11 protein-coding genes and 2 riboswitches are annotated in these 11,143 nt (G+C 65.0%); of the genes, 7 read left to right on the top strand and 4 right to left on the bottom strand.

The window, feature by feature from the left end:
• Positions 1-3: 3 nt before the first annotated feature.
• Genes cobO through GQ59_RS27705 form a run of 3 tightly spaced genes read right to left on the bottom strand, consistent with a single transcriptional unit; the run spans position 4 to position 1,566 of the window.
• A complete protein-coding gene (cobO, locus tag GQ59_RS27715) occupies positions 4-618 on the bottom strand; it encodes a cob(I)yrinic acid a,c-diamide adenosyltransferase (RefSeq protein ID WP_037087557.1) in 615 nt (204 codons plus the stop codon).
• Positions 615-1,376 carry a CbtA family protein gene (locus GQ59_RS27710; protein ID WP_037087555.1) on the bottom strand — a complete coding sequence of 254 codons (762 nt, stop codon included), beginning with the start codon at positions 1,374-1,376 and terminating at the stop codon, positions 615-617. The genes cobO and GQ59_RS27710 overlap by 4 nt, the downstream gene beginning before the upstream one ends.
• 13 nt (positions 1,377-1,389) lie before the next feature.
• On the bottom strand, positions 1,390-1,566 hold the full coding sequence (locus tag GQ59_RS27705; RefSeq protein ID WP_037087553.1) for a CbtB domain-containing protein: 177 nt from the start codon (positions 1,564-1,566) through the stop codon (positions 1,390-1,392).
• A gap of 37 nt (positions 1,567-1,603) precedes the next feature.
• A riboswitch (cobalamin riboswitch) is annotated at positions 1,604-1,830 on the bottom strand.
• Positions 1,831-1,889: 59 nt separating this feature from the next.
• Positions 1,890-2,113, top strand: a riboswitch (cobalamin riboswitch).
• A 106-nt stretch (positions 2,114-2,219) separates the two neighbouring features.
• Between GQ59_RS27705 and GQ59_RS27700 the strand changes: the two genes are divergently transcribed.
• From GQ59_RS27700 to GQ59_RS27670, 7 genes are read left to right on the top strand one after another with little or no spacing between them, the layout of a single operon-like run.
• Positions 2,220-2,630, top strand: a complete 411-nt coding sequence (locus GQ59_RS27700; protein ID WP_037087552.1) for a DUF1636 family protein — start codon at positions 2,220-2,222, stop codon at positions 2,628-2,630.
• Positions 2,627-3,664, top strand: a complete 1,038-nt coding sequence (gene cobW / locus GQ59_RS27695) for a cobalamin biosynthesis protein CobW (RefSeq protein WP_037087549.1) — start codon at positions 2,627-2,629, stop codon at positions 3,662-3,664. The genes GQ59_RS27700 and cobW overlap by 4 nt, the downstream gene beginning before the upstream one ends.
• A 17-nt stretch (positions 3,665-3,681) precedes the next feature.
• Positions 3,682-6,975: a cobaltochelatase subunit CobN gene (cobN, locus tag GQ59_RS27690; protein ID WP_037087547.1), complete on the top strand. Its 3,294-nt coding sequence runs from the start codon at positions 3,682-3,684 to the stop codon at positions 6,973-6,975.
• Positions 6,972-8,285, top strand: a complete 1,314-nt coding sequence (cobG, locus tag GQ59_RS27685; protein ID WP_051904236.1) for a precorrin-3B synthase — start codon at positions 6,972-6,974, stop codon at positions 8,283-8,285. The genes cobN and cobG overlap by 4 nt, the downstream gene beginning before the upstream one ends.
• Entirely contained in the window at positions 8,282-8,911 is a 630-nt protein-coding gene (locus GQ59_RS27680) for a precorrin-8X methylmutase (RefSeq protein ID WP_037087545.1), read from the top strand. The genes cobG and GQ59_RS27680 overlap by 4 nt, the downstream gene beginning before the upstream one ends.
• Positions 8,908-9,648 carry a precorrin-2 C(20)-methyltransferase gene (locus GQ59_RS27675; RefSeq protein ID WP_037087544.1) on the top strand — a complete coding sequence of 247 codons (741 nt, stop codon included), beginning with the start codon at positions 8,908-8,910 and terminating at the stop codon, positions 9,646-9,648. Before GQ59_RS27680 ends, GQ59_RS27675 begins: the two co-directional genes overlap by 4 nt.
• On the top strand, positions 9,645-10,412 hold the full coding sequence (locus tag GQ59_RS27670) for a precorrin-3B C(17)-methyltransferase (protein WP_037087543.1): 768 nt from the start codon (positions 9,645-9,647) through the stop codon (positions 10,410-10,412). The genes GQ59_RS27675 and GQ59_RS27670 overlap by 4 nt, the downstream gene beginning before the upstream one ends.
• Here the strand turns inward: GQ59_RS27670 and GQ59_RS27665 are convergent.
• The gene (locus GQ59_RS27665; RefSeq protein ID WP_037087540.1) at positions 10,376-11,143 is read right to left on the bottom strand and encodes a cobalt-precorrin-6A reductase; all 768 of its coding nucleotides are present in this window, start codon (positions 11,141-11,143) and stop codon (positions 10,376-10,378) included. The genes GQ59_RS27670 and GQ59_RS27665 overlap by 37 nt on opposite strands.

Here is an 11,143-nt window from a genome sequence, read left to right as displayed (position 1 = left end):
CGCTTAAAACTCGATGCCGGCCTGGGCCTTCACGCCCGCCTTGAAGTGGTGTTTGACCAACGACATCTCGGTCACCATGTCGGCGGCCTCGATCAGCGCCGGCTTGGCGTTGCGGCCGGTGACGACCACATGCAGATCCGGCCGCCGTGCCTGTAGCGCGGCGACGATCTTGTCGAGATCGAGGTAATCATAACGAAGCGCGATGTTGAGTTCGTCGAGGATGACGAGCCCGATCGTCTCGTCCGCCATCAGCTCCAGCGCCTTTTCCCAGGCCTTTTCAGCCGCGGCGACGTCGCGCTTCAGGTCCTGGGTTTCCCAGGTAAAACCCTCGCCCATCGTGTGCCAGACGACGCGGTCACCGAAGACGGCAAGCGCCGGCTGCTCCCCGGTCGACCAGGCGCCCTTGATGAACTGCACGACGCCCACCCGGCGGTTGTTGCCGAGCATGCGCAGCGCCAGGCCGAAGGCGGCTGTGGATTTGCCCTTGCCGGGCCCGGTATGGACGATCAGAAGGCCCTTTTCCTGGGTCTTCTCGGCCACTTCCGCATCCTGCACCGCCTTGCGGTTCGCCATCTTGGCGCGGTGACGCTCGACGGACGCCTCGTCGATCTCCTTCATCGGGAAGCAAGCTTCGCCGAAGATCCGGCAGAAACTTCCTCGCCTGCCCGGAATCGTTCGCGGATGATCCCGGCAAGCGCACCCAGCACGGCCCAGAACACCAGGTTGGTGGCATAGACGGCGTTGACGAAGCGGGCATGGAGATCCATCGGGACCGCCGTTCCATGGCTTGGCGGCAGCGGCGCGCCGACCAGGTGCGGAGCGATCAGGAGCACGACGGCAAGCGCTGCGAACACGGCCGAGCGGGTATAGGCGAGCAGGCCGAGACCGATTGCCGTGCAGACGGCCGTCGAGACCCACCAGATCTGGCGCGGACCGAGTTCCGCGGCCGGCATGCCGGGCAGTTCCGGCGGCAAGCCGAGGCCGGGCGCGAGGATGACGGCGAGGAAGCCGGCAATGCCGAACATCAGGCCACCGCGCCAACCCTTGAAGCCCCCGAACGCTTCCGAGGCAGCAACGAGGACAAGGGCGAAGCCGATGGCCGACAGCATGTCGGCGGCGGCAGTATAGATGAAACGCTCGAAACCGTCGGCGGGAGCCCAGGCTTCTTCGCCGTGGTGATGCTCGGCGGGGGATGCCGTGGCACTTGCGGCAGGTGCAGCATCATGGCTGTGGCCCGCCTCGGGCGCGGCATTTTCGAACACTTCCGCCTGCAGGATCAGCGGCACGGTGGAAAAGCTCTGCATCACGGTCAGCAGCAATCCGGACAAAAGCCCGGCGATCACCGCCGTGAAGACGATGTTGCGAAACAACGACATTTGGCAGAACTCCTCAGTGGCAGGGGAACGCGAGCGAGTGGCGCGTGTCATGCGCGGCATTGTGGACGACTTCCAGATGCGAGAAGCCGACAAAACCGACGATGAACAGGCCGAGCAGGGCCGTCATGCTGAGGGGGATGATCTTCGAAGCGGAGAGGCTGACTGCAGCTGCCGCAGAATTCGTTACCATGGTCTCGTCCTTTCGCCCTCCACCCGAGGGCCGTTCACGTTCTTTGCCGCCTCTGGCAGGTCTCCTGGCTCGCGGATCGGACGCCTTCTCCCGCCTTCCCAGGAGTCCGTTGGCCGGATTTCCCAGTGGCTTGACGGCCAAACGGCCGTTTTGGGCGAAGACTTTCCGCTTACAGTTGCGGGGGCAGCCACGGGTTTGACGACAGAATTCGTCGCACCGTATTCCCTCTAAACCCTCTCGGGCACCATAGGCTCGGTCACTATAGACGAATTCGGCCTCACGGCAATCGCCTTTGCGACGCATTGACATGGGTGTGCGACCGGGCTTACTTGGAACCAGATGGTCCCTTTCCGGCAACGGGGAGGGCTAAGAGAGAATGCGGTGCGATCCCTTTTTCAGGATCAATGCCGCGGCTGCCCCCGCAACTGTAGGCGGCGAGCCATTGCCTAAAACGGCCGTTCGGCCGTCAAGCCACTGGGAAACCGGGAAGGCAGGCAAATGGTGACGACCCGCGAGCCAGGAGACCTGCCGTCCGACATGTTTGCTTCACCGGGCGGGGTGCTCCGGAGGAAGTTTCTCGATCACCGCAGAGGGATTTCGACCTTCTGCTCCGCGCCCCGATTTTTCGACCCCGGCGGGAACGCGGCTGACCGATGAGTGACCACCGACCAGATGATCCGGCAACCGCCGGCCCGGCAGATGTGACGATTTTCGTCTGCACCAATTGCCGTGACGCGTCCGACAGCGAAATCCGGCCGGGCATCGCGCTGATCGCGGCGCTACGTGAAGCCGCAAGCGGCAAACCGCTCGCGGTCAAGCCCGTCACCTGCCTTGCCAATTGCGAAAAAAGCCCGAGTGCCGCCTTCAACCACAAGAGCGGCTGGTCCTATGTCTTCGGCCATCTCTCGCTCGACAATGTCGAGGACATCGTTACCGGCGCGATGATGCTGGCCGAGGACGAGCGCGGTTTCCTTCCCCTTCGCGGCCGCCCGACCTGCCTGCGCGGCAAGGGCATGACGGCCCGTATTCCCCCATTCCATCATCACGAGGACATGCCATCATGAGCGTTTCGTTCGACCGCGTTCCCTGCACCGTCGTTACCGGGTTCTTAGGCGCCGGCAAGACCACGCTGATCCGCAACCTGATCGAAAACCTGAAAGGCAAGCGGCTGGCGATCATCGTCAACGAATTCGGCGATGTCGGCATCGACGGCGACGTGCTGAAGGGCTGCGGCATCGAAAGCTGCCCGGAAGACAACATCATCGAGCTTGCCAACGGCTGCATCTGCTGCACCGTGGCGGACGATTTCGTGCCGGCGATCGACCGTATCCTGGCCATCGAGCCTCGCGTCGACCACATCCTCATCGAGACCTCCGGCCTCGCGCTGCCGAAACCCCTCGTCCAGGCCTTCCAGTGGCCGGATGTGAAAGCGCGCGTGACAGTTGACGCCGTGATCGCCGTGGTCGACGGGCTGGCGCTCGCCGAGGGTCGTGTTGCCGACGATCACGAGGCGCTGGAAGCCCAACGCGACGCGGACGGCTCGATCGACCATGACGATCCGGTCGAGGAAGTGTTCGAGGACCAGGTGGCCTGCGCCGACATGATCGTGCTCACCAAGAGCGACCTCCTGGATGCCGCCGGCCTCGCGGTCGCCCGGGATCGTGTGTCCGCCCATCTGCCCCGTGCCGTGAAAATCGTCTCGGCGGCCAATGGCGCCATCGATCCGGCCGTGCTGATCGGTCTCGGCCTCGCCGTCGAGGACGATATCGAAAACCGCAAGACCCATCACGACGACGAACTGGACCACGATCACGACGATTTCGACAGTTTCGTCGTCGATCTGGCCGCAGTCACCGACGCCGAACAGCTCGCCACCCGCATTTCTGCGACGGCGGAGGCCGAAAACGTGCTGCGCATAAAAGGCTTCGTGGAAGTCGCGAACAAGCCGATGCGCCTGCAGGTTCAGGCGGTAGGATCGCGCGTGAACCATTATTTCGACCGCGCCTGGGCACCCGGCGAAGCGCGGACAAGCCGCCTTGTCGTGATCGGCGAAAAAGGCATCGACCGCGCCGCGATCGAAAGGATGCTGGCCGCATAAGAAGGCCCGAGGGAAGGATGCACATACTCGCCACCACATCGTCGTCGCTCGACGACCTGATCGAACCGGTCGACCTCAACCAGTCGCCGGCCGATGTGGTGGTGCTGTCCTTTTCCGGCAGCGACCTGAACGGCATTTCCGCCGCCTGGAGCCCGAATTTGCCGAGCCTCCAGCTCACCAGCCTGTCCGACCTGCGGCATCCGATGTCCGTCGATCTCTGGATCGAGAAGACGGCGGCCCATGCCAAAATTGTCCTCGTGCGCATTCTCGGCGGTTACGATCGCTGGTCCTACGGCGTCGAGGAGCTTTCGCGGCTGGCGCGCTCCAGGAAGATCGCGCTGGCGCTGCTGCCCGGCGAATGCAGCATCCGCGACGAACGGCTCGCCGCGGCCTCGACGGTTTCGGAAAACCAGCTCGCCGGCATACTGGCCTGCTTCCGCGAAGGCGGGCCGGACAATATGCGGCTTCTGGCGAAACTGCTCACCACGCTGGCCGAGGGAAGAGCGGAATCTCTGCCCCAGGCAGCACCGATGCCGAAGGCCGGCTACTACAAGCCGGGAACGGGTATCGTCGAAGCCGATGACCTTCTTGCCGGCCTTGCGCCGGATGCAGCACGCCTGCCGATCCTGTTCTACCGCTCCATGCTGCTGGCCAATGATGCCGCACCGATCGACGCGCTGTTCGAAGCGCTTGTGAAACGTGGCTTCGCTCCCCTGCCGATCTTCGTCTCCGGCCTGAAGGATGCCGACGCCGTCGCCTTCGTCGAACAGGCGATCTCGGATCTCAAGCCCGCGGCGATCCTTTCGACCACCGCCTTTGCCAGCGGCACGGACGAGAACGGCGAAACGATCTTCGACCGCAGCGGCGTACCGGTGTTCCAGATCGTCGTCGCCACCACCCGCCGCGAGGGCTGGGCGGAGAACCGGCGCGGCCTCAACCCCGCCGACCTCGCCATGCATGTCGTCCTGCCCGAGCTTGACGGACGTATTCTAGCCGGCGCGATCTCCTTCAAGGCAGGAGAAAGCTCCGCCAACCTCGTCAACCGGCCGGAACCGGACCGGATCGAGCAGGTCGCCGACCGCCTTGCCGCCTTCCTTCGCTTGAAAGCCGCGCCGCGCGCCGAACGCAAGATCGTGATCCTGATGCCGGACTACCCGAGCGCATCGGGGCGCACCGGATATGCGGTCGGTCTGGACGTGCCGCAAACCGTACTCGGGATGATGCGCGAGTTATCATTAGCCGGCTACAATGTTTCGGATATCCCTGAGACGCCGCGTGACCTTCTCGATCACATGATTGCAAAATCCGCTACCCATATGCTCGCAGCCTACAGCTCCGTGCCTGTGGCGGAGGCGGCTTGGGGTGCTCCGGAAACCGATGAAGACATGGAAGACGGCGCTTTCCGTTTCCGCGCCGCAAGCTTCGGCAATATCACCGTCGCGCTCGCGCCCGATCGCGGCCGCAATGCCGACCGCCGCACCGATTATCATAGCCCGGACCTTCCCCCGCGCCACGCACTGATCGCCTTCGGCCAATGGATGCGCGAGACGCTTGGTGCGCATGCGATCGTCCATGTCGGTGCGCACGGGACGCTCGAATGGCTGCCGGGCAACACCGTGGCTTTGTCGAAGGACTGCTTCCCCGAGATCGTCACCGGCGGCCTGCCGGTCATCTATCCCTTCATCGTTTCCAATCCGGGCGAGGCCGCGGTCGCCAAACGACGGATCGCCGCCGTCACCATCGGCCACCTGCCGCCGGTCCTGGCCGGTGCCGGTCTTTCCGACGAACAGAAGAAGCTGGAACTGCTGGTCGATGAATATGCGCAGGCCGACGGGCTCGATCGCCGCCGCCGCGACCGGCTGGCCAAGCTGATCGTCGAGACCGCCCGCGATACCGGCCTGGCGGGCGAGGCCGGCGTTTCGAACAATGACGATCCGGATACGGCGCTGACCCGTATCGACGCCTTTCTCTGCGACCTCAAGGACTTTTCGATCAAGGACGGCCAGCATGTCTTCGGGCAGGCTGCGCCCGGCGATGACGACCCATTGCGGATCCGCAGCGCCGAAACCGAACGCCAGGCCCTGCTGGACGCCCTGGACGGCAACCACATCCGCCCGGGCCCGTCCGGTGCCCCCGCCCGCGGCCGCCGCGACGTGATGCCGACCGGCCGCAACCTTTTCGCCAGCGACCCGCGCACCCTGCCGACGCCGACTGCCTTCGAACTCGGCAAACGTGCCGCCGACGAAATCCTGCGGCGTTATCTGCAGGACCATGGCGACTGGCCGGAAAGCCTCGTCTTCGATCTCTGGGGCAGTGCCTCCCTGCGCAGCGGCGGCGAAGAAGTCGCCCAAGTTCTGGCACTGATGGGCGCAAGGCCGGTTCAGGACATGGCAACCGGCCGTGTCACTGGCATCGAAGTCCTGCCGCCCGCAGCGCTTGGCCGCCCGCGCGTCGATGTGACGCTGAGGATTTCGGGCCTGTTCCGCGACATGTTTCCGGCTCTCATCGCCCTGCTCGATGCCGCGATGCGAGCCATCGCCGCTCGCGAGGAAGCGCCGGGCGACAACCCTCTTGCAGAAGAGGCAGGCAAGCTCGGACACGTACCGCCCCGCATCTTCGGCTCGGCACCGGGCACCTACGGGTCCGGCATCGAGGAAAAGCTTGCGGATGGCGCCTGGGTGGAACGCGAGGAGCTCGGCCGCCTCTATCTCGATGCCACGAGCCATGCCTTTGGCGGTGCCGAAGGAGACGCCAGCCATGTGCCCGGCCAGTTCGCAAACCGCATCGGGACCGCCGATCTTCTCGTCCATACCGGCGACGATCCCGGCCGCGACCTGCTGGACGGCTCGGCCGATGTCGCCTTCATCGGAGGCTTTGCAGCGGCCGTCGCGGCACTCGGCGGCAAGGCGGATGTAATCGCGCTCGACACGACCGATCCGCAAAAACCCCGCGCCCGCTCGATCTCCGAAGCGGTAACCCGCGTGGTGCGCGCCCGCGCCGTCAACCCGCGCTTCATCGCCGGCCAGATGCGCCACGGCCCGCGCGGCGCCGCCGAACTGGTGGAGACGGTCGACCGGCTTATCGGTTTTGCCGAGACCACCCATGCCATCCCGCAATCGCTGATCGAGGCGACCTACGACGCCTATCTCGGCGACGACAAGGTCCGCGAGTTCCTGCAGAGCCAGAACCCCGAAGGCGCGCGCTTCATGGCCGAGCGGTTCCGCTCCGCGCTTCGCCGCGGCCTCTGGCATCCCCGCCGCAACGCCGTGGATGCCGAGCTCGAAATGCTCACCCGGGAGAAGGTCGCATGACGGCACTCTCCCTCGATCGAAGCACGCTGGACATGCGCCGCGGCGCCTGCCCCGCCCTGTCAGCCCCGATGATGACCGGCGACGGGCTTCTCGCCCGCGTGGCGCTGACCGACGCGATCACCCCGGTCCAACTGACAGAACTCTGCCGGCTGGCACGGCGCCACGGCAACGGCGTTCTCGATATTTCCGCCCGCGGCAACCTTCAGATCCGGGGACTGGGCGAGGCCTCTGCTCCCCTTCTCGACGCCGATGTCCGCGCACTGAACCTGCCGCTTCGCGAGGGACTTGCCGTCGAAACTCCGCCCTTGGCCGGGATCGACCGAACCGAGATCGCCGACCCGCGGCCGATCGCCGAGGCGATCCGCCAGGGCGCGCGCGAGATTGTCGGCCTCGCTCCAAAGATGTCGGTGATAGTTGACGGTGGCGGACAGCTCCGGCTTTCGGAGCTACTGGCCGATATCCGGCTCGTTGCCGTTTCCACCGGGGAAGGCACGCGCTGGACATTGCTTCTGGGCGGTACGGAAGCAACCGGCCGCATTTTCAATGTTTTACGTGAAACAGATGCAATCTCCGCGACGCTGGAACTGCTTCGCAAGCTTGCAGTGATGGGGACCAGGGCGCGGGGCCGCGACCTCGCGGTCGAACTGGCGAAGAACGACACTGCTACCCGCCCTACCTCCCCTTTCGGCACCTTCCACGTTTCCGATTACCTTTTTGCAGCAGGTATCGGCCCGGCCTTCGGTCAGGCAAACGCCGAGGACCTGATCGCCCTTTGCGACGAGGCCGAGCGGCTGGGAATACAGTCGCTGAAACCGGCCTTCGATCATTCGCTCCTGTTTTTCGGCCCTCAAACCGCCTGCAAAGCGCTGACCGTTTTTGCCGGCAGCAACGGCTTCGTCACCTCGCCGAGCGATCCTCGTTCGGCCATTGCCGCCTGCTCCGGAAGCCCGGCCTGCAATTCTGCGGCCATCGCCACGCAGGAACTCGCCGCCAAAACGGCGGAAGAGTGTGGCGATCTGCTCGACGGTTCGTTCAAGCTGCACGTGACCGGCTGCCGCAAGGGCTGCGCCCATCCGCAGCCGTCGGCGCTTGCACTCTGCGGCACGGCCGCCGGTCTTTCGCTCATCGCCCAGGGAAAAGCGTCCGACGAGCCCTTTGCCTCGGTCGCTTTTGCCGATACCAACAACTCCCTTCGCCGCATCGCCGAACTCGTCCGTAACGAACGGCAGGCCGGCGAAAATTCCGCAGCCTGCCTTGCCCGTCTGGGACCGCGCCGACTTGCTGCAGCCGTTATGTCAGGACGACCATGAACAGTTACGATTACATCCGCGAAGGCGACGCGATCTACGAAAAATCCTTCGCCATCATCCGCGAGGAAGCGGACCTCTCGCCCTTCTCGTCAGAGCAGGCCGATATCGCGGTGCGCATGATCCATGCCTGCGGACTGGTCGAGGCGGCTCAGCATTTCCGGTTTTCCAAGGATTTCGTGGCCCAGGCGCGCGGCGCGCTTCATGCCGGCAAGCCGATCTATTGCGATGCCGAGATGGTGGCGCATGGCATTACCCGCGCTCGCCTGCCGGCCCACAACCAGGTGATCTGCACGCTGCGCGACGGCCGCACGATCGAGCTGGCAAAGACCATCGGCAACACCCGCTCGGCTGCCGCGCTGGATCTTTGGGACGAGATGGAAGGCGCAGTCGTCGCGATCGGCAATGCGCCGACCGCGCTGTTCCGCCTGCTCGAAATGCTGGATGCCGGTGCGCCGCGTCCTGCCGCGATTATCGGCATGCCGGTCGGTTTCGTCGGTGCGGCGGAATCCAAGGAAGCGCTGATGGAAGCGACGCTCGGCATTCCCTACGCGATCGTTCGCGGCCGCATGGGCGGCTCGGCGATGACGGCTGCCTGCGTCAACGCGCTGGCGAGGGCAGGACTGTGAACGCCGCACTCCTCAAGGGCAAGCTCACGGGCGTCGGCACCGGACCCGGCGACCCCGAACTGCTGACGCTGAAGGCGGTACGCGCCATCCACGAAGCGGATGTAATCGCCTTCTTCTGCAAGAGAGGCTCGAGCGGCAACGGCCGCGCCATCGTCGAGGCTCATATCCGTCCGGGCACGCTCGAACTGCCGCTGGTTTATCCGGTCACGGTCGAGACACATAAGGACGAGGCCGATTATCGCGGCCCGATCGCCGATTTCTTCGATCGCTCCGCAGACGACATCGCCACGCTCCTCGATGCCGGCAAGAATGTCGCCGTGCTGAGCGAGGGCGACCCGCTGTTCTACGGATCCTACATGCACCTGCATGTGCGGCTCGCCAACCGCTACCAGGCGGAAGTCGTCGCCGGCGTCACAGCCATGTCCGGCTGCTGGTCGATGACCGGGATGCCGCTCGTCCAGGGTGACGATATTTTGAGCGTGCTGCCGGGAACCTTGTCCGAGGAGAAGCTCGCGGAGCGGCTTGGAAATACCGACGGGGCGGTGATCATGAAAGTCGGCCGCAACCTGCCAAAAATCCGCCGGGCGCTAGCCTCCGTCGGCAAACTGTCCGGGGCGCTCTATGTCGAGCGCGGCACGATGGCGAACGGCGCAGCGCAGCGTCTGGAAGAGCGCGACGAGAGTCCGGCTCCCTATTTCTCGATTGTCCTCGTGCCCGGCTGGAAGACGCGGCCATGACAATGGGTTCGTTGACCGTCGTCGGCCTCGGCCCCGGCAATCCGGACCAGATGACACCGGAAGCCGCCGCCGCAGTGACTGCGGCTGAGGATTTTTTCGGCTACTTTCCGTATATCGACCGTTTGAATCTGCGCCCCGACCAGCGGCGCCACGCATCCGATAACCGGGAGGAACTGGCCCGCGCCCGCGCCGCGCTCGAAATGGCGGCGGGCGGAGGCAAGGTCTGTGTCGTCTCGGGCGGCGACCCCGGCGTGTTCGCCATGGCTGCCGCGGTCTGCGAGGCGATCGACGAAGGCCCGGCCACTTGGCGCGAAATCGATTTTTCGGTCGTTCCCGGTATTACCGCCATGCTGGCCGTCGCGGCCAAGGCCGGCGCACCGCTTGGTCATGATTTCTGCGCCATCTCGCTTTCGAACAATCTGAAGCCCTGGGATGTGATCGAGAAACGCCTGATCGCCGCGGCGACGGCCGGTTTCGTGATGGCTTTCTACAATCCGATCAGCAAGGCGCGTCCGCATCTACTCGGCGAGACCTTTAACATTCTGCGCGTCCATCTGCCCGGCACCGTGCCCGTGATCTTCGGCAGAGCGGCCGGCCGGCCGGATGAGGATATCCGTGTCGTGCCGTTGTCAGAGGCAAGAAGCGATATGGCAGATATGGCGACCTGCGTGATCGTGGGCACCGCGGAAACGCGGGTGATCGAGCGGGAGAATCAGCGGCCGATCGTCTATTCCCCGCGGTATTTCAGGGGCACCGGCGCATGATCAAGCCAGGTGACCATCTCCTCGACGGTCTCGACGGACGGCACATCCGGCAGGTCCGGACGACGGATCAGGACGACGTCGATACCGAGATCGCGCGCAGCAGCGATCTTGCCGTAGCTCGCCGGTCCGCCGCTGTTCTTGGCGACGATCACCTCTATGCCATGATCCTTCAGAAGCCGGGACTCGTCCGCCTGCCCGAAGGGACCGCGCGCGGTCAGATAAACCGCGTTCGGAACGGAAAGCGGCGGTTCGACCGGATCGACGCTGCGGACCAGATAGGCGTGCTGCGGCGCGGCTTCGAAGGGCAGAAGCTCCTGCCGTCCGAGCGTCAGGAAAGCTTTTCGCGGGAACGCTCCCAGGGCGTAGACCGCATCGGAGACACTATCGACTTCGATCCAGCGATCACCGGGCTGCCGCAGCCAGGGCGATCGTCGCAAGGCGACCAGCGGAATGCCGGAAACCTCGGCAGCTTTGGCCGCATTGCTGGAAATCTGCGCCGCATAGGGATGCGTCGCGTCGATCAGGATCGAGACGTCTTTTTGCCTGAGGTAAGCGGCGAGCCCCTCGGCGCCGCCGAAACCGCCGACACGCACTGGCACGGGCTGCTCGGCCGGCGCGCGGGTGCGGCCGGCAAGCGACAGCTCGACGGTAAACCGTGGATCGCCGGCGAGCTTTCCGGCCAGCGCGCGGGCTTCCGCCGTGCCGCCGAGAATGAGGATGGAACGTTGCAC

The organism is Neorhizobium vignae (assembly GCF_000732195.1).
Lineage (GTDB): Bacteria > Pseudomonadota > Alphaproteobacteria > Rhizobiales > Rhizobiaceae > Neorhizobium > Neorhizobium vignae.
Note: the sequence above shows the minus strand (reverse complement) of the source record. Positions and strands in the feature narration are given on the sequence as shown.